The following is a 17,825-nucleotide window of genomic DNA, read 5'->3' as shown; positions in this document are numbered from 1 at the left end:
GGTTTCTTGTCGTCCGTTTTCGTAGTGTCAGGTGATGACGCCTGCTCGTGGGACCGTCTATCTCGTGGTCGGTACCGAAGCGACAGACCTAGCTGCGGCACTCTCCGAAGCACTGACGACGGACGAGACAACCGCCGAGGCAGTCCCAGACACGAGCACCGTACAGGACCGGCTGAACGACGGGGACGTCAGGGGTGTCGTCGTCAGTGACGACGGCGACCACGACGGGATAGCGGTGTTCGAGGAACTGCGAGCGGCCGGGGCCGAGATTCCGATTGTGCTCGTCGCGACCGACCCCGAACCTGACCGGGTCACCGAGGCGCTCCGGGCCGGCGTCACCGATTACGTGACCGCGGAGACGCCGGCATCCCTGTTGGCCGCGAAACTCGAAGCGTACGCGACCCGGTGGCCGACCGACTGGCGGGTCGGTGCCGTACAGTGGGACGACATATCGAGCGGCGTCTCTCACGACGCGAAGAACCCGCTGAACGTCGTTATGGGCCGATTAGAGCTACTCGACATCGGTGAGCCCCACGAAGACGCATTGAATCGGTCCGTTCGCCGAGTCGAGACACTGCTCACCGATCTCTCGCGCATCGGGAGCACCGCGTGTCCCGTCTCGGAAACGGACTCGCTCTCGCTTTCTGACGTAGCCACTGAGGTCTGGGCCGCAGAGAGCTACGAAAATGCGACGCTGGAAGTGGTGACTGACACGTCTGTCGACGCCGAAAACGACCGACTGCAGTTGCTCCTCCGCGAACTGTTCGACAACGCGGTCACACACAGCGAGGGACCCGTAACCGTCACCATCGGTGCAACCGAGTCCGGGTTCTACGTGGCCGACGACGGCCCGGGGATTCCCGAAGCGGACCGCGACGAAGTGTTCGACCAGGGCTTCGGGACGACGCGGGAGGGGGAGGGATACGGACTGTTCCTCGTCGAAACTGCGGCGCGCGCCCACGGCTGGACAGTATCGGTCGGGAGCAGCGAATCCGGCGGCACGCGGATCGACGTGACGACAGCCTAGCGGTTATCTCACCCACAATCGCTGTCGGTATCTGGAAGACGGCGGCTGGGCTGGTCCCGAACTGGCTGTGGCCGAGATGTGTCGATAGCTATTCGGCCCTGTCGACCATTACTGTCCAAGATGTGAGATGTATGTGGTGCCGAAAACCGACGGACGGCGGCCGACCTGAACCTTCCGTCAACGGAAAGAAGCGGCCGTGAACGTTCCGGTATCGCTATAAGGGATGAATCTGTAGTTTCGAATATGCCTCATATTTGTCGGAACTGCAAGCGGACCTTCGGCACAGAACTCGAACTCGAACTCCACCGCGACACATGTTCGGACGGGCAGCTCTACTGCGACGAATGTGGCGACCGGTTTACCGAGCGAGCGGCGACGGAAGACGGCTGGCACTATCGATGTCCGAATGACGACTGTGACGGCACCGGGATCGACGACGACATCCACAAAGTATCGGACGCACGCGTAACCAAACAGTAGCTGGCAGGAAAACAGGCCGAGCCGACAGTAACACCGACGATAATGCTGGGAAATACGCCGCACACCTGTTCCGTTGGCCAGCAGATGTAAATGCACGTCTAACAAATCGATGCGGAAGTGACAGACCCAGATCGCCGCTCAGATCGCCTGCCAGCCCTTATTCAGGGAGTCGGGTGGCTGCTCCTCCTCGGAGGCGTCGCTAACTATTTTTATTTCTCTGATTCCGGCCTATCAGCGCTTGTTACTGCTGATTTCGTGGTCAGTATGCTGGCAATCGTTCCGTTTGCAGCGGCGATCATCGTCGGCGGGTTCTGGCTCAGCAACTCGGAGATCGAGCCGGACCACTACCGGCGTATCGGGGTCTGGTTCGCTGGGGGGCTGGTTTCTTTTCTGCTGTTGAATGTGGCGATGATTCTAACCTGGCCGACGGGGTCGCTAAGTGAAGACATCGGCTGGGCGCTGTTTGCGGCTATCGTCGGCGGCTTCGGTGGCCTCATGATGGGAATCTTCGAAGCGCGCGCGATATCCCGAGCCGTCGAGGCCGAGCGACAGCGACTCCGCCGGGAGGCCATCGAGCAGCGCAACGAACGCCTCGACGAGTTCGCGGCCGTCGTGGCACACGACCTCCGGAACCCGCTCAACGTCGCGTCCGGTCAGTTGGAACTCGAACGAATGGACCGGGACTCGGAACATCTGGAAACGGCTGCGAGAGCGATGGACCGAATGGAAACGCTCATCGACCGGACGCTGACGCTGGCTCGAAGCGGGCACGTCATCAGCGAGACGGAGGCCGTTGATCTCGCAGAACTGGTCGATAGCTGCTGGGAGGCCGTGCCGACGGCGGATGCGACGCTCGAAAACGAAGTGACAGCCGTCATCGACGCCGACCCGGATCGGCTCCGTCACCTGTTCGAGAACCTGTTTCGGAACAGTGTGGAGCATGGCTCCACAGGCAGTCGAACGGGGCCCGACGACAGTGTTGGGCATGGGTCCACGGGCAGGCAGTCACCGTCAGAGGACGCCCTCGAACGTGGCAGTGCTAACCTGACGATTCGTGTCGGCGAGATGTCTGAAGGGTTTTACGTCGCCGATGACGGCTCCGGAATTCCGTCTGAAAAGCGTGATGCGGTGCTCGACGACGGCTACACCACCACGGACGGCGAAGGCGGGCTGGGGCTGGCAATCGTCCAGCGCATCGTCGAAGCCCACGGCTGGGACATCGACGTGACCGAAAGCGACGGGGGCGGGACACGCTTCGAGATTACGGACATCACGAGAACGGATAGCTCCGAGAAAGACACCTACACGCGCTCGAAGACGCCGATACAGCCCTGACGGGTCGACGCGGTCACTGCCTACGCCTCTCGTCGTCGTGCGATAGCAGCGACGTGCTGGCACGCTCGGGCACACACCGGAGCGTAGCCGGTCGCCAGCGGCGGGATCTCGAACCCAACGACGGAGCCGGAAGCCCGTTCCTCGGCGAAGTGACCTGTTGCGGGGAGCCGAGCGACGTTCCACGTCCAGCGATACGGCGCACACGCCGTCACTTCAAACGGGAGCCACACCACGCCAGCAGCGCGAACGCGGCCGGCCGTCCCGTCATCGATATATCGGGTGTCTGTTTCGACGGTTGTGACCGACGGCCCCCAGTCGGACCAGCAGTCGGTGTCGGTCAGGACATCCCACACGGTGTCGACCGACGTATCGACGTCGTGCCGGACGATCAGCCGTCGCCCGTCCGGTGTTTTCTCGATCGAAACACTGCTCGTGCCGAGTTCGAGTGCCATTATCAGAAGCAATAGGCCGGAGCCAAGGTATAGGTTAGTTCACCCACAATCAATCGCCAGATGATTGACGCCCGGGATATTCGGAAGGAGTACGGCGGTTTCGTCGCTGTACAGGGCAGTTCGTTTTCGGTCGACCGCGGCGAGGTGTTCGGTATCATCGGGCCGAACGGGGCCGGCAAGACGACGACGCTGAAGATGCTGGCGGGTCTATTAGAGCCGACAAGCGGCTCCGCCGAGATAGCTGGGCTCGACACCGAGACCGCGGAGATGCGCCAGCAACTGGGCTTTCTGCCCGAAGAATCGCCGCTGTACGAGGAGATGACGCCGATCTCCTATCTGAAATTCTTCGCCGACCTCTACGACGTGGACCCGGACGTGGCCGAGGAGCGGATGCACGACACGCTGGACGAACTCGAACTCGAACACCGCGACCGGAAGCTCGGCGATATGTCCAAGGGGATGAAACGGAAAGTCGCCATCGCCCGCTCGCTCATCAACGACCCCGACGTGCTCATCTACGACGAGCCGGCGTCGGGACTGGACCCGCTGACGACGAACTACGTCATCGAGTTCACGGAGCAGTTGGCGAAGGAAGGCAAGACCATCGTTTTCTCTGCACACAACCTCTTTCACGTCGAATCTATCTGCGACCGGGTCGTCATCATGAACGAGGGCGAAATCGTCGCCCGCGGCGACCTCGAACAGCTTCAGGCCGAGTACGGCCACACGCGGTATCACGTCTACACCACCGTCGACGTGCCCGGCGCAGCCAAGGAAAACGGCACCTACGAGCGCGTCGTCGAGAGCATGGAGGCAGTCGAAACGACACGCAGGCAGGCCGAGAACCGGGGCGGCGACGTGGTCGACATACGGACGGAGGAGTCCAGCCTGGAGGAGGTGTTCCTCAACGTCGCCGAGGCCGGGACCCGCGGCACGCGGTACGTCGAGGAGGACGCGGAGTAGATGCAACCCGACAAGCTCCTGCGCGTCGCGAAGTGGGAGGTGACGAAAAACGCCGGCGGCGTCGACAAGCGGACCATCGTCGTAATGGCGCTGTCCCTCGTTGCGATGGGCGCGGTCGCCGCGATAGCCGTCAGCGGCGGCACTGGTGCGGGCATGGACGACGGCATCTACCGAATCGGCGTCGACGAGAGCAGTCCCTACTACGGCGTCGCGGCCGATGACCAGACCTTCGACATCCGTGAGCCGGACCCCGCTGCCATCGAGCGACGCCAGCAAGAACTCCTGTATCGGGGGACCCAGCTCCAGAGCGTTCCACGGACGGCGAAAGAACGGGCAGCGCTGGCCGAACTCCGCGACAGTACGGCGCAGTACAACGACCGGACACTCGCTCGGGACGACAACCAGACCGCCGCGTTCCCCGTTTCTGTGACGCTTGTCTACGAGCAACAGTCGGGGAGCAGCCAGCTCGACCCCCGAGGCGGCGACAGCAGTGACGGGTCGGGTTCCTCGGACGGCAGTGGGACAAGTACCGGCGGCAGCGGTGACGGGTCGGACACGAGCGGTACTGGCGGGTCAGCCACAACCGGCGGCGGGGACGGCGGAACCGCCGGCGGCAGCGGTGCGAACCTCGGCGCTATCGGCGCGCGGTTGACCGGCGACGTGCAGGGTGGCACCCCCTCGGACATCTCGCCGCCGTTCCCCTTCGAGTCGCTCGTGCTCGCCTTCCTCTACATCGTCCCGATGAACTTCGTTATCCAGGCCTACGGCTCGTCGATGCTCTCCGAACGGCTGAATCGCCGCGGCGAACTGCTGCTGGTGACGCCCGCCTCGCGGGGTGACATCATCGGCGGGAAGACGCTTCCGTACTTCGTCGGTGCTGTCGGCGTGGCGGCGCTCATCACCGCGGCACTGCGGTTCGGGAACATCGCGCCGGCGGGGAGCTACGTCGCGGTGCTGGCGGTGGTCCCGCTCGTGGTCCTCTTCCTCTCGGCGACGTTCTGCGGGGCGATGTTCGCCCGTTCGTTCAAGGAACTCACCTTCGTGACGGTGACGATAACGGTGACGCTGACCTCATACGCGTTCGTCCCAGCCATCTTCACCGACGTGACGCCGATTGCGCTCATCTCACCGCTGACGTTGGTCGTGCTCGACCTGACCGGTCAGTCGGTTGGGCTCTCGTCGTTCGTGTTCTCGGTGACGCCGCCGCTACTGACCGGACTAGTGCTGTTCGGTCTGGGAGCCGGGCTGTACCGGGAAGAGGATATGTTCACCCAGCGTCCGATTCCGCTGAAGGTGCTCGATGCGCTGGCCGGTGGTATCAACTCCCGCCGGAGCGCGCTAAAGATGAGTATCGTCCTGTTGCCGCTGGTCATCGTCGCCGAACTGGCAGCCATCGCGTTCTTGTTCGTCCTCGATTCGGTGTCGCTGAACGTCTTCGGGACGAACCAGTCGCTCGGCATCGTGCTCGTGCTCGGCGTCATCGTCATCGTCGAAGAACTGGCAAAGAGCCTGCACGTCTACGCCGGCTACGAGCACGCCCGTTACGAGCGGACGCTTCGGTCGGCGCTCGGCATCGGTGCGCTCTCAGGACTCGGCTTCTTCATCGGGGAGAAAGGGCTGCTTATCGCCAGGCTGTCCGACCTCGAAAGCCTGCCCATCGGGGAAGCCGCCCTGCAGGGCGCGACGTTGCCAGCCGGCCTGCCGCTGTGGGTTGCCGGGCTGCTGTTCCTGCTCCCACTGGCACTGCACACGCTGACGGCGGCCATTTCCTCGGTGGGCGCGAGCCGCGGTCGCCGGGCCTATCTCGGTGGGCTCGGGCTGGCTATCGTCATCCACTTCGCCTACAACTTCGCGGTGGTGAGCACCCTTGTCTGACGACCGCCCCATCTGGCGCGACCCGCGGGTCGTCGTGGCCCGCCGGGACATCCGGTCGCTGTCCCGCGAGAAGACAATCGTCCTGGCGTTGCTCATTCAGCTGTTCGTCGCGGGGTTCTCCTCGTTCCTCGTCGTCGGCCTCACGTCGCTGTACGACCCCAGCTCGGTCGCGGCCGGTGAGGTGGAGATGGCCGTCACCGGTGACGCCCGCGAGGAACTTGAGGCCGCGGCCGCTGAACAAGATGGGACCAGCGTCACCGCCTTCGAGAACGAGGACGCCGCACAGCGGGCGTTCAATCAGCGACGGGTAGACGCGATACTGCGCGGCGACTACGTCCCGTCGACGCGCGGACCAGGGGAGCAGATAGCGGTCACTGCTGTCGTGCCGGAGGGGAGCATCCGGTCGACACTCATCGTCGTCGAAGTGCGCCGGGTCCTGAGCGCGCTGGAGCGCCAGGAGCGACTGGAGCGGACGCCGTATCTCGACAAGCCGCCTGTGCCGCTCCCGGACACTGTCAGCGCGAGCCAGTACTTCGGGTTCACCTACACGATCCTGATTCCGCTGCTGTTGTTCCTCCCGCCGTTCATCAGCGGATCGGTTGCCGTCGACACTGTCACCGAAGAGATCGAGCGCGGCACGATGGAACTGCTCCGCGTGGCCCCAGTGTCATTACTTGACATCATCGACGGGAAGGCCCTGGGAATGGTGTTACTTGCCCCTGCACAGGTGCTACTGTGGCTCGCATTACTGTCGACGAACGGCATCGCCGTCTCGAACCCGGCGGCGATTCTGCTGTTCATCACCGCAGTCACCGTCGTCGTCGTGACGCTCGGTGTCGTGCTGGGCATCACGCTCCAGAACCGTCGCCCGGCGCAGTTGCTGTTCTCCGTGCTCACTCTCGTGCTGTTCGGCGGGGCCGTGCTCCTCCCGGAACACCCGGCGACCACGGTGGCGAAGCTTGCGGTCGACAGCCCGACCTTGCTGACCTACGGCCACGTCGGTGGCGCAGTGCTGGTGGCGGTCGCTGGCTACGCTGCCGCAAGGGTGTACATCGGCCGCATCGCCGCGGAAGCGCTGTAGAACGGAGGGAAGAAGAGCAGGCGTTACCCGTGGCCGTGTGGCTCCGCCGCCTCGTCGCGGATGACCATCACCTTCACTCGGCGGACGGCGTCGAAGTCCCGTAGCCGATAGGTGAGGTCCCGGACCCGCTCGGCCGGGCCGCGACAGAACAGCGATTCGAGACACCACTCGCCCTGATGGGTGTGACTGGTGTTGAGAATCACGTCCTGAAACGTGTGCTGGACGGCGTGGAGGTCCCGAATCACGTCGGCGTGGCGGTAGTCGAACCCGACCAGCGCTACCACGTCGCCGTCCATCGCCGCGAGCCGTGAGTGTCGCTCGACGTACTCCTCCATAGCCTCTCGCACCGCCCGCGAGCGGTTTTCCAGGTCCTGTTCGCGCCAGACGCGGTCGAACTCCGCGAGAAGGCCTTCGGGGATGTTGACGCTCGTTCGCATACCCGGATTGCCGTCGCCGGCCACAAAGGTCCCCGTATTACGCAGCCCCCGATTCCGTAGTAACAACCCTTAGGCAGGGCCGTAGCGTCGGTGTGGTACATCGATGGCATACAGCAAGGCACTCGGCCTGTTTCTCGGGGCAATCGCTCTCGGCGCGGTTCACGGGCTCGAACCGGGCCACGGCTGGCCGGTCGCCGCGTCCTACGCCCTCGACCAGTCCAACGCGTGGCTGTCCGGCTTCGCGGCGAGCCTCCTGCTGGGCGTCGGCCACCTCGTCAGCAGCATCGCGATGGTGTTCGCGTTCTTCTACGCCAAGGCCTACTTCGACCTCACGCAGGCCAACGAGCCGCTGGAACTGGCCGCTGGCGTCCACATCGGCGGGCCGGTGAGCATCGTGGCCGGCTGTCTGCTCATCGTGCTTGGCATCCGTGAGTATCGGTACGGCCACGACCACGGGCATGGCGACGCGGCGGAGACTCACGACCACCAGGCGGCATCGGGCCACGACCACGAGCATGGCGAAGTAAATGCCAACTCCCATACTGATTCCAATTCGCAGGACCATCAGCATCAGCACCACGGGCACTCCCACGGCAGTAACCACTCGCACGGAGACGACAGCGGCGGCCTATGGTCGCGGGTGTTCGGCAGACTCCCGCTCGTCGGCGGCCACTCCCACGCGCACAATGGTCTGGACGATGCCGCCGACCGGGGGCTGTTCGGCATCGCCTGGTTCGCCTTCCTGCTGGGGTTCGCCCACGAGGAGGAGTTCGAGATTATCGCCCTCTGTGCCGGCTCGCCGTACTGTCTGGAGCTGATGAGCGCCTACGCGGCCACGGTCATCGTCGCGCTCGTCGGCCTGACGATGGCGCTCATCGCTGGCTACCAGCAGCACGAGGCGGCCGTCGAGCGGTACACGCCGTACCTCCCGTTGGTCTCCGCCGTCGTGCTCGTCACGATGGGTCTCGGGTTCGTGGCTGGCATGCTCTGACGGACGGTTTCTCACCGCAGTCCGGCCGCTCGCCCCATCCTTTTTGCTCGGAGCGCCCGGGGTGGGGAACATGGAGTACACGACACTCGGGTCGACTGGTATGGAGGTCAGCCGGCTCTGTCTGGGCTGTATGAGCTTCGGAACCTCGGAGTGGCGCGACTGGGTGCTCGATGAGGACGAGAGCCGCGAGGTCATCGAGCGGGCCATCGACCTCGGCATCAACTTCTTCGATTCGGCCAACATGTACTCGATGGGCGAGTCCGAGCGGGTCCTCGGGACCGTCCTCGACGACTACGACCGCGACAGCCAGGTCGTGGCGACGAAGGGGTACTTCCAGATGGACGAGGACAACCCCAACGCCGGCGGGCTCTCGCGGAAGGCCATCGAGCAGGAGCTGTCGAACTCGCTTTCCCGGCTCGGGATGGACACCGTCGACCTCTACCAGATCCACCGCTGGGACTACGACACGCCCATCGAGCAGACGCTCCGGGCGCTGGACGACGCGGTCCGGCGGGGACAGGCGCGCTACGTCGGTGCGTCGTCGATGTGGACCCACCAGTTCGCTGACGCGCTCCGGACGAGCGAGCGCGAGAGGCTGGAGCGGTTCGAGACGATGCAGAACCACTACAACTTGCTGTATCGGGAGGAGGAACGCGAGATGCTCCCGCTGTGTGAGAAAGAGAACGTCGGCGTGATGCCGTGGAGCCCGCTGGCCCGGGGCTATCTCACCCGCCCGCACGAGCAGGTCGAGGAGACGGTCCGGGGCGAGACGGACGACTACGCTCGCGAACACCCCTACTACGAGGGTAACGGCCGCGAGGTCAACGAGCGCGTGCAGGAACTGGCCGACGAGTACGACGCCTCGATGGCACAGATCGCGCTGGCATGGGTGCTCGACAAGGAGTTGGTCGACGCACCGATTATCGGGACAAGTAGCCTCGAACACCTCGAAGAAGCGGTCGCGGCGCTCGAAATCGACCTCTCGGCGAGCGACGTGGAGTGGCTGGAAGAGCCATACGAGCCAGTTCGGGTGTCTGGCCACGAGTGAGCCCCCAAAACGGTTAACCCGCTGTGCGATGAAGCACTATATTGAGGAAAGGTAACAATGACCAATGCTCGGGGGCCGAGCAGCGAGACACTCGAGGAGACGGCGGGCAGTGACGCCTGCGTCTGTTCGATAGGTAACGCGGTCGAACACTACGTGACCGGGATACTGGGGCTCGTCGCGACGCTCGTCATCGGCGTGCAGGCCTACCCCTGGCTCCAGTCCGTCGCCGATACCACGTCGTATCTCGGGTCGACGTGGCTGGTGTTTAGTTTCGCCGCGATATGGCTCATCTGCTGGATCGCACTTGAAGTCGCCTGGGAGTGGCGTGCCGGACGGGTACACCTGCTGTAACAGACAGTTAGTCGCGAACGTCAGCCGCGATTCGTTGCATCCCTTCGAAGTCGTCGTCGGAGTAGGCGATGAGTCGCACGTCTGTCAGGGATTCGGGCTCGTACTCGTCGATGACGGCGCAGATAATTCGGATACCTTCCTCGAAGTCGAACCCGGCGATACCACAGCCGAGCGCCGGGAGAACGAGCGACTCACAGTTCAGTGCGTCCGCTTCCGCCAGTGCGTTCCGGGTCGCCGTGCGGATGCTCTCGGCGGTTGACTGGCCGCCCGGCGGCATCGCGGCGGCGTGAATGACGTACTCGGCGTCGAGGTCGTAGGCGTCGGTCGTGGCGACACCGCCGAGGTCGACCGGTCCCTTCGCGACGGCCTCGTCATTCAGCCCCGACCCGGCCGCGCGCTTGAGCGCCCCCGCGACGCCGGAGCCCATCTGCAGGCTCGTGTTCGCCGCGTTGACCAGTGCGTCCGCCGACTGTGCAGCGATGTCGCCCTGGATCACCTCGAACTCCATGCACGATGCTGGGGACGGAGCGGTCAAAGTTCTAGTGCCGATTCGGCCGGACGCACTCATTGCCATCTGTCACCGCGTCCCACGACAGGCAGAAACCTGTTTGGCCTTTACTACCAGATATGGACCTGCTGACGATGACGTGGCGGGACGTGGGGTTCATGCACTGGCCGGTCGAGCCCGACATCGTCCAGTCGACGCTGCCGGACGGGCTCACTGTCGACACGTACGACGGACAGGCGTGGCTCAGCGTGGTCCCGTTCCAGATGGCGGACATCAGGCCGCGAGGCAGTCCGATCGGGCGGTCCTTCGGCGAGCTAAATCTCCGGACCTACGTGGTCGCCGACGGAACGCCGGGGGTGTACTTCTACAACCTCGACGCCGACGACCGCCTCAGCGTCACGCTGGCCCGGCGGCTGTTCCAGTTGTCCTACTACCGGGCATCGATGCAGGTCCGGACCGACGGCGACAGCGTCGAGTTCCGGAGCCGTCGGACCAGTTCGCGCGCACCGCCGGCGGATTTCCACGCCACCTACGAGCCGACTGAGCCGCCGTCGACACCCGAACTGGGCTCGGTGGAGTCGTTCCTGGTGGAACGGTACCGCTTCTACGCCGCGAGCGACGACGGGACAGTGTACTACGCCGACATCGACCACGAGCCGTGGCCGCTCCAAGCGGGGCGAGCCGACATTCGGACGAACGGCCTGTTCGCCGCGTCGGGGTTCGACAGGCCCGACGGCGAGCCGCTCGTCCACTACTGCGCCGAGATTCCGGTGACTGCGGGGCGACTCCACCGGCTCGACGGGGTCTCCCAGTACACTGATTAGCGTGTCGGCCCCAGTGAGGGTGTGGTCGCCCTCCGTCCGCTGCAGGTCACGCTCGACGACGTTTGCTTCTGTCACTGGCCGGTCCCCGAGACAGCGGTGCAGGCGACAGTCCCCGACTGGCTCACCGTCGAGACGGCTGACGGCGACGCCTGGGTGTCGGCCGTTGGGGCAACTGTCGACCGCGTCGAGACGTTCGGTATCGAGGTCGCCGGGCCGTCGGAGTTGCTCACGGTTCGGACCTACGTCCGCGGACCGACCGGTCAGCGCGGGGTCTGCGTGCTGGCGCTGTTCGGTGACGACAGGCGGACAACGACGGCGGTTTCGGAGCTGTTTCGCATCACAGTCGGTGACGCTACCCCGCGAACGCTCTCAACGGCCGACCGTCGCCGGGTCCTCGACGCCGGGGAGCGGCGACTGTTCGAGTGCCGGTACACGGCTGGCGGTGAGCCGGTGGCGATTCCACCGGACTCACTGGCCTCGTTCCTCGTCGACCGACAACGGTACTTCACAACCGGGCGCTTCGGGACGCATCTCGTTGGGAGCGTCGGCCACGACCCGTGGCGACTCGACCGCGTTGACGCCACTGTGACCGGGTCAGTACTCCCACTGGTTGACATATCTGATCGTGAGGCAGAGCCGTTAGTCCATCACAGTCCTGGGCTTCGGGTTTCGATTGCCCCACCGGTACCGCCCTAGCCGGGACCAGCGGGCAACCTAGCTCCCTTGAAATATAAGTACGGACAGACCGTTGGGGGAACAAGGACCCTGCCGCCCATATGACATCTGAAAGTAATATACGAACGCTTGTTGTTGACGACAGCGATTTTTTCGCGGAGATGACCGCTGATACGCTCACGCAACAACACGGCATCGAGTCCGTTGCTGCAAACAGCGCTACGGAAGCGCTGGAGCGACTCGACGGGGGTGGGTTCGACTGCGTCGTCAGTGACTACGAAATGCCGGAAATGGACGGGCTGGAGCTTCTCGAAGAGATCAGGGAGACAAACCCCTCTATCCCGTTCATTCTGCTGACTGGGCGGGGAGACGAAGAGACGGCGAGTGCGGCGATTGCGGCGGGCGTCGCCGACTACCTCCTGAAACTCGAAGTCGTCGAAGACAAACAGTACGGTCGGCTTGCAAACCGGATCGAGAACGTCGTTTCACAGGAGCGAACGCGCAAGAAGTTCGAATCGCTCGTATCGGATTCGCCGGATGGTATCGTCCACCTGACGACTGACGGGACCCTCCTCTCAGTGAATCCCTCGATGGCACGCAGACTGGGTGCCGACCCCGATGCGCTCATCGGACAACAACTGAGCGAAGTGATGGACAGCGAGGCGGCCAGCCAGCGTCTCGAAGCCGGGAAAAGCGCGGTCGAGAACGGTACTGCGACACGGTCCGAGGACGCCGTCGGGGGGCGGCATTACCACAACCAGTATATCCCCGTCGACAGTCACCGCAAAGCCGATACCTTCCAGTTGGTCTCACGCGACATCACTGAACGCGTCGAACGCCAGCGCGAACTGGAGCGCCAGAACGAGCGGTTAGAGGAGTTCGCCAGCGTCGTCAGTCACGACCTCCGGAACCCGCTGAACGTCGCGCAGGGCGCGGTCGATTTGCTCGGGGAGCCTGCCGACAGCGAAGAGGCCGAACTGATCGCCAAGATCGACCGGTCGCTGGACCGGATGGGCTGTATCATCGAGGACGTACTCACACTGGCACGGCAAGGCCAGACTGTCAGTGATCCGAAGGAGACGGAGCTATCCACGCTGGCGTCGACTGCGTGGACCTGGATCGAGGCGGAACAGGCCTCCATGTCGGTCGAGTCGAGCACGGAACTCGCCGCCGACAGCGGGCGCGTGCAGGACCTGCTGGCGAACCTGTTTCGAAACGCCATCGAACACAACGATGGTGACGTCGAAATCGAGGTCGGACTGCTGGAATCCAACGACGGGTTCTACATCGCGGACAACGGCGAGGGTGTCGAGGACGACGCAGACGACGTGTTCGAGATGGGCTACTCATCGACGGAGGACGGAACCGGGTTCGGCCTGGCTATCGTCGAACAGGTCGCCGAGGCCCACGGCTGGGAAGTGTCACTGACTGATAGCGACAGCGGCGGGGCGCGCTTCGAAGTGACAGACGTCGAACTGCACGACTGAGACGGATTTTTCACCGCCGGGTCCCGAGTGGTGGTAATGACAGTCGAGGGGGTCATCGTCGACCTGGACGGAACGGTGTACCACGGAGAAACGTTGTTGCCGGGCGCGGCGTCGGCAATCGACGTGCTCAGGGAGCGAGGCCTGGGAATCTGCTTTTTTTCGAACAATCCGATCCACGACGGGAGCGAGTACGTCGAGCGCTTGCGTGGGATGGGCGTCGATGCCCGCGAGGGTGAGGCCTGTTCCTCCGGCGTCGTCACCCGCGAGTACCTCAACGGGTCCCACGCGGAGGACAACGTGTTCGTCATCGGGAGCGACCAACTCCGCGGTCTGGTCGAAGGGACGAACGCACGCTTAGTCGAGGACCCCGCCGAGACCGACGTGTTACTGGCCTCCTGGACGGACGGCTTCCACTACCACGATATGGTCGACGCGCTCCGGGCCATCGACGAGGAAACCGTCTTCCTCGGGACTGACCCGGACCGGACGTTCCCCGGCGAGGACGGCGACCCGGTCCCCGGTTCCGGGGCGATAATCAATGCCGTTGCCGGCGTCATCGAGCGGGATCCGGACCGGATACTCGGGAAGCCGTCAGAGATTGCTGTTCAGGCGGCGCTAGAACGGCTGGACTGTGCGCCGGCGGATTGTCTCATCGTCGGTGACCGGCTGGAGACGGACATCGCGATGGGCGAGCGGAACGGGATGACGACTGTGCTCGTCCGGACCGGCGTATCCAACGAGCGGTCGCTGGAACGGAGCGCCGTGACGCCCGACTACGTCATCGATTCACTGGCGGATATCGAGCAGGTGCTTACATCGCTCGACAGGTGACACGAAACTGGTAATTCACCTGCGACTTTATTTCGACTGCGACCGTAGCTTTGACTGGTGTTTCCAATGGGCAAAGACATCCTCATGATCGTCGGCGATTTCGGTGAAGACTACGAGATAATGGTGCCGTTCCAGGCGCTGCAGATGGTCGGCCACGAGGTCGACGCGGTGTGTCCCGACAAAGCGGCCGAAGAGACGATCAAGACAGCGATACACGACTTCCGCGGCGACCAGACCTATATGGAGTCCCGCGGCCACGACTTCGTCCTGAACGCGACGATGGCCGACGTGACCCCCAGCGACTACGACGCGCTGTGCGTCCCCGGCGGTCGCGCCCCCGAGTATCTCCGGACCTACGACGAGGTGCTGGACGCGGTACAGCACTTCTTCGAGGAGGACAAACCCGTCGCGGCGCTGTGTCACGGCCCGCAGATCCTCGCTGCCGCCGACGTACTGGACGGCTACGAGATGACGTCGTACCCGGCCTGTCGCGCCGAATGCGAGGCCGCCGGCTGTTCGTGGGTCGACGAGGTGGTCACCGACGGCAACCTCGTCACCGGCCAGGCCTGGCCCGACCATCCCGAGTGGCTCGCGCAGTTCATGACGCTCCTTGGCGACGACGTGTCCCACGGCGAGCCGATTCCCGCTGACGACTGAGGCCACAGAAGTTTGGTGGGATTCATAACAAACAAATAACGTGGGCGTTTCCCTCCGTTGAGGCGGGTGGGAACTGGCATAGTGCACCATTACGTTCGCCCGCCTCGTTTTCAGCGCTTATAGAATATGATAGATACTAGTAACTGGTTGTGACGACTGGCAGGGAGCCACGGACGTGTCACAGTGGCACCAGATTTGTTATGCTGGGGAGAGAACAGTTGCGTGTAATGCCCTCCGACACACATTCCACTGATGACCGCGGCTGTCCGAAGTGTGGTCACACCGGCACTGACGTGGGTAGCATCTCGACCACGGGCGGCGGCCTCTCGAAGATGTTCGATATTCAGACCAACCAGTTTCAGGTCGTCACGTGTACAAACTGCGGCTACTCGGAGCTGTACCGTGACACCGGGTCTGGCGGGAGCGACCTGGCAGACATCTTCCTCGGCTAACGATGCCTGCCATGACCGGGCTGTTCCTCGTGGTCGTGTTGCTCGCGGTGGCCGCACCGCTGGCCCTGTACGCGCTGGTTCGAAGCGAGCACGATCAGCGCAACGAGATGGATCGCGAGACGGCCGAACGACTGGCCCGGCGCGATACGGACGACGACAGTCGGGTCCGGTGACCAACACGGGACCGTCGCGTCGATTGCAGGGTTGAGTCGTTCGCGTACTTCCCCACACTGATTCAGCGGCGTGAGTGCCTAGTACCGTTGTACCTCCGAATAAACTCCAAACAATGGGAAAGTGTACCGATGTCGAACCTTTTATCATAATTCTCGCACAACGTCCGACCATGGTTGACAAAGAAGACCTCCGCTCACAGTTCGTTGACGCGTTCCAGGAAGCAGACTACCCGATCTCCAGTCCGATGGACCTCGTTCCGGCACTCCCGGGCGGCCCGTCGACGAAGTTCGAGTCCGGCGACTTCTCGATGACAGCGATGGAACTGAACACGAAGCTCAACGGGGAGTTCCCATACGACAACGTCGACGCGTTCGTCGACGACGTCATGGCCTCGCTCGAAGATCAGGACCTCATCTGAGCGGGCCATACCGGCTCCGGCCGCTTCACCGGTCTCGTGCGATAACTCGGGAGATTCCCGGACGAACGGGTCGGTAGCCGTACCCGCCAGACCCTTGAGCTTTATCAGGGCAACGCTCATAGTCGGTATATGGTCGGTTTGCCGGGGATCGAGACGCTCGTTCGGACGTTCGGACCGTTTCTCATCCCCGCAACGCTGTTCGTTCTGGGTGCCATCGGCTATCTGTTCCTGTGGCTCCTGACACGGAACCGACGAGAAACGTACGCTGCTGACGACTGACGGCTGTCGGTCGAATGTGTCCGGGGCGCACAAAGTTGTTGGAATCGCCAATCTTTTGAGTTAGATTCGTCTAATTTGGTGTATGTTGAGTGCCAAGATGGAGGATTATCTGAAGGCCATCTATCGCCTCGAGCGGGACGGCGACCCGCCGATTGCTCCGTCTACTATCGCCGAGATGCTGGACGTTACGGCACCGACGGTCACCAGTATGGTCGAGAAACTGGCCGACCGCGGGCTGGTCGAGCGCGAGAAGTACAAGGGCGTGCGGACGACGCCGGAAGGCGAAACGGTGGCGCTGGAGATTATCCGCCACCACCGCCTGCTCGAGACGTTTCTCACCGAGCAGTTGGGCTACGACTGGGCCGAAGTCCACGAGGAAGCGGAGGTGCTCGAACACCACATCAGCGAGGAGTTCGAGCGCCGGGTCGCGGCGGTCCTCGACGAGCCGGAGTTCGACCCCCACGGGGACCCGATTCCCAGCGACTCGCTGGACCCCATCGACGACGAGTCCGCGACGGCGCTGTCAGAACACAGTGAAGGGGGACGACTCGAAGTCGCACGGGTCCGGGACCGAGACCCCGACGAACTCACGTATCTCTCCGACGCCGGCATCACGCCGGGGACCGTGCTGACTATCGAGGAGGTTGCCCCCATCGGGATGGTGACGGTCCAGCTAGAGAGCGGGTCGTCGGTGTCGCTCCCGGACCACATCGCCGATGCGATTCAGGTCCGCGCACCGGATACGCAGGGCGAAGACGGAGTGAGCCAGGCGTGAGCGACGCGACGTGGCTGACAGTGGTCGCGATAGCGGCCGGTGCGCAGTTGGCGGTTCTCCCCGGCGAGAAAGTCCAGTTCATCATCGCCGGCCTGTCGACGCGGTTCAACCCCCTCCTCGTCGTCAGCGCGGCGGGGACGGCCTTCGCCGGCTGGACGGCACTGGAGATCTGGTTCGGTTCCGCGATCACGTCGCTATTGCCCGGCATCGTCCTCGAAAGCCTCACCGCGGGGATGTTCCTGCTATTCGCGATACTACTGCTCCGCAGTGCCCCGGCGGCCGGCGCGGAGCAACAGGAACCCGCGTCCGGCTTCACCACTGACGGCGGACAGCTAGACGTTCGCGTTCCCGTCGTCGACTGGCAAGTGCCGAACAGACTCGGCGGCTTCCTGCCCATCTTCGCGATGATGGCCTTCGGCGAGTTCGGCGACAAGACCCAGCTCATTACGATCACGCTCGCCGCCCAGTACAGCGCCCACCCCAGCGCCATCTGGGCCGGTGAGATGCTCGCCATCATTCCGGTGAGCCTCGCCAATGCGCTGTTTTTCCACCGGTTCGCCCATCGGTTCAACCTGCGGAAAGCTCACTTCGTCGGCGCAGGGCTGTTCCTGTTTTTCGCCGCAGACTTCGCCCTGAGCGTGACGATGGGGTTCTCGCTGTGGGAAACGATGGTCTCGTCCATCGCGGCGCAGATGGGTGTCTGAG

Annotated in this window: 23 protein-coding genes; 20 read left to right on the top strand and 3 right to left on the bottom strand. The window is 63.7% G+C overall.

What is annotated here, in order from left to right; all coding sequences use genetic code 11:
* Positions 1 to 34: 34 nt before the first annotated feature.
* From HAH_RS05660 to HAH_RS05650, 3 genes are all read left to right on the top strand, one after another.
* A complete protein-coding gene (locus tag HAH_RS05660) occupies positions 35 to 1,027 on the top strand; it encodes an ATP-binding protein (protein ID WP_014040052.1) in 993 nt (330 codons plus the stop codon).
* 243 nt (positions 1,028 to 1,270) lie between these two features.
* The gene (locus HAH_RS05655) at positions 1,271 to 1,507 is read left to right on the top strand and encodes a hypothetical protein (RefSeq protein WP_004593153.1); all 237 of its coding nucleotides are present in this window, start codon (positions 1,271 to 1,273) and stop codon (positions 1,505 to 1,507) included.
* A 264-nt stretch (positions 1,508 to 1,771) separates the two neighbouring features.
* Positions 1,772 to 2,842, top strand: coding sequence for a sensor histidine kinase (locus HAH_RS05650; RefSeq protein ID WP_044951770.1), 1,071 nt, complete (start codon positions 1,772 to 1,774; stop codon positions 2,840 to 2,842).
* 20 nt (positions 2,843 to 2,862) lie between these two features.
* Here HAH_RS05650 and HAH_RS05645 read toward each other — a convergent pair whose 3' ends face one another.
* Positions 2,863 to 3,294: an SRPBCC family protein gene (locus HAH_RS05645; RefSeq protein ID WP_014040050.1), complete on the bottom strand. Its 432-nt coding sequence runs from the start codon at positions 3,292 to 3,294 to the stop codon at positions 2,863 to 2,865.
* A gap of 60 nt (positions 3,295 to 3,354) precedes the next feature.
* On the opposite strand from HAH_RS05645, the gene HAH_RS05640 reads away from it, so the two are divergent.
* The 3 genes from HAH_RS05640 to HAH_RS05630 are packed head-to-tail and all read left to right on the top strand — an operon-like array spanning position 3,355 to position 7,213.
* Positions 3,355 to 4,257: an ABC transporter ATP-binding protein gene (locus tag HAH_RS05640; protein ID WP_008309802.1), complete on the top strand. Its 903-nt coding sequence runs from the start codon at positions 3,355 to 3,357 to the stop codon at positions 4,255 to 4,257.
* Positions 4,258 to 6,132: an ABC transporter permease family protein gene (locus HAH_RS05635; protein ID WP_014040049.1), complete on the top strand. Its 1,875-nt coding sequence runs from the start codon at positions 4,258 to 4,260 to the stop codon at positions 6,130 to 6,132.
* Positions 6,125 to 7,213, top strand: a complete 1,089-nt coding sequence (locus HAH_RS05630; RefSeq protein WP_014040048.1) for an ABC transporter permease — start codon at positions 6,125 to 6,127, stop codon at positions 7,211 to 7,213. Before HAH_RS05635 ends, HAH_RS05630 begins: the two co-directional genes overlap by 8 nt.
* A gap of 23 nt (positions 7,214 to 7,236) precedes the next feature.
* Here HAH_RS05630 and HAH_RS05625 read toward each other — a convergent pair whose 3' ends face one another.
* The gene (locus tag HAH_RS05625) at positions 7,237 to 7,650 is read right to left on the bottom strand and encodes a CopG family ribbon-helix-helix protein (RefSeq protein WP_014040047.1); all 414 of its coding nucleotides are present in this window, start codon (positions 7,648 to 7,650) and stop codon (positions 7,237 to 7,239) included.
* Between the two features lie 103 nt (positions 7,651 to 7,753).
* Between HAH_RS05625 and HAH_RS05620 the strand changes: the two genes are divergently transcribed.
* The 3 genes from HAH_RS05620 (at position 7,754) to HAH_RS05610 (ending at position 10,040) form a co-directional block, all read left to right on the top strand.
* Positions 7,754 to 8,641, top strand: coding sequence for a sulfite exporter TauE/SafE family protein (locus tag HAH_RS05620; protein ID WP_014040046.1), 888 nt, complete (start codon positions 7,754 to 7,756; stop codon positions 8,639 to 8,641).
* A gap of 70 nt (positions 8,642 to 8,711) precedes the next feature.
* The gene (locus tag HAH_RS05615) at positions 8,712 to 9,689 is read left to right on the top strand and encodes an aldo/keto reductase (RefSeq protein WP_044951766.1); all 978 of its coding nucleotides are present in this window, start codon (positions 8,712 to 8,714) and stop codon (positions 9,687 to 9,689) included.
* Between the two features lie 57 nt (positions 9,690 to 9,746).
* Positions 9,747 to 10,040, top strand: a complete 294-nt coding sequence (locus HAH_RS05610; protein WP_014040044.1) for a hypothetical protein — start codon at positions 9,747 to 9,749, stop codon at positions 10,038 to 10,040.
* A gap of 7 nt (positions 10,041 to 10,047) precedes the next feature.
* On the opposite strand, the gene HAH_RS05605 is transcribed toward HAH_RS05610, so the two are convergent.
* On the bottom strand, positions 10,048 to 10,548 hold the full coding sequence (locus HAH_RS05605) for a macro domain-containing protein (RefSeq protein WP_014040043.1): 501 nt from the start codon (positions 10,546 to 10,548) through the stop codon (positions 10,048 to 10,050).
* A 119-nt stretch (positions 10,549 to 10,667) separates the two neighbouring features.
* On the opposite strand from HAH_RS05605, the gene HAH_RS05600 reads away from it, so the two are divergent.
* The 11 genes from HAH_RS05600 to HAH_RS05560 all read left to right on the top strand — a co-directional run bounded on the left by HAH_RS05600 (position 10,668) and on the right by HAH_RS05560 (position 17,824).
* The gene (locus tag HAH_RS05600) at positions 10,668 to 11,372 is read left to right on the top strand and encodes a YqjF family protein (protein ID WP_014040042.1); all 705 of its coding nucleotides are present in this window, start codon (positions 10,668 to 10,670) and stop codon (positions 11,370 to 11,372) included.
* Positions 11,373 to 11,393: 21 nt separating this feature from the next.
* Positions 11,394 to 12,068 (top strand): DUF2071 domain-containing protein, encoded by a 675-nt coding sequence (locus HAH_RS05595; RefSeq protein ID WP_014040041.1) that lies wholly within the window; start codon positions 11,394 to 11,396, stop codon positions 12,066 to 12,068.
* Positions 12,069 to 12,148: 80 nt separating this feature from the next.
* Positions 12,149 to 13,534 (top strand): response regulator, encoded by a 1,386-nt coding sequence (locus HAH_RS05590; RefSeq protein ID WP_014040040.1) that lies wholly within the window; start codon positions 12,149 to 12,151, stop codon positions 13,532 to 13,534.
* Between the two features lie 36 nt (positions 13,535 to 13,570).
* Positions 13,571 to 14,365 carry an HAD-IIA family hydrolase gene (locus HAH_RS05585; protein ID WP_044951763.1) on the top strand — a complete coding sequence of 265 codons (795 nt, stop codon included), beginning with the start codon at positions 13,571 to 13,573 and terminating at the stop codon, positions 14,363 to 14,365.
* A gap of 66 nt (positions 14,366 to 14,431) precedes the next feature.
* Positions 14,432 to 15,022 carry a DJ-1/PfpI family protein gene (locus HAH_RS05580; RefSeq protein ID WP_014040038.1) on the top strand — a complete coding sequence of 197 codons (591 nt, stop codon included), beginning with the start codon at positions 14,432 to 14,434 and terminating at the stop codon, positions 15,020 to 15,022.
* A gap of 227 nt (positions 15,023 to 15,249) precedes the next feature.
* The gene (locus tag HAH_RS05575) at positions 15,250 to 15,474 is read left to right on the top strand and encodes a zinc ribbon domain-containing protein (RefSeq protein WP_004962392.1); all 225 of its coding nucleotides are present in this window, start codon (positions 15,250 to 15,252) and stop codon (positions 15,472 to 15,474) included.
* Positions 15,475 to 15,476: 2 nt separating this feature from the next.
* The gene (locus tag HAH_RS19685) at positions 15,477 to 15,647 is read left to right on the top strand and encodes a hypothetical protein (RefSeq protein WP_158307636.1); all 171 of its coding nucleotides are present in this window, start codon (positions 15,477 to 15,479) and stop codon (positions 15,645 to 15,647) included.
* A gap of 170 nt (positions 15,648 to 15,817) precedes the next feature.
* Positions 15,818 to 16,066 carry an MTH865 family protein gene (locus tag HAH_RS05570; RefSeq protein WP_008309827.1) on the top strand — a complete coding sequence of 83 codons (249 nt, stop codon included), beginning with the start codon at positions 15,818 to 15,820 and terminating at the stop codon, positions 16,064 to 16,066.
* A 129-nt stretch (positions 16,067 to 16,195) separates the two neighbouring features.
* Positions 16,196 to 16,345 (top strand): hypothetical protein, encoded by a 150-nt coding sequence (locus HAH_RS19895; RefSeq protein ID WP_008309829.1) that lies wholly within the window; start codon positions 16,196 to 16,198, stop codon positions 16,343 to 16,345.
* A gap of 82 nt (positions 16,346 to 16,427) precedes the next feature.
* A complete protein-coding gene (locus tag HAH_RS05565) occupies positions 16,428 to 17,120 on the top strand; it encodes a metal-dependent transcriptional regulator (protein WP_023843205.1) in 693 nt (230 codons plus the stop codon).
* On the top strand, positions 17,117 to 17,824 hold the full coding sequence (locus HAH_RS05560) for a TMEM165/GDT1 family protein (protein ID WP_014040035.1): 708 nt from the start codon (positions 17,117 to 17,119) through the stop codon (positions 17,822 to 17,824). Before HAH_RS05565 ends, HAH_RS05560 begins: the two co-directional genes overlap by 4 nt.
* The last annotated feature ends 1 nt before the right edge of the window (position 17,825 follow it).

It is taken from the genome of Haloarcula hispanica ATCC 33960 (genome assembly GCF_000223905.1).
GTDB classification, from domain to species: Archaea; Halobacteriota; Halobacteria; order Halobacteriales; family Haloarculaceae; genus Haloarcula; species Haloarcula hispanica.
The sequence above is the reverse complement of the archived record's forward strand: the minus strand, read 5'-3'. Positions and strand labels throughout refer to the sequence as shown.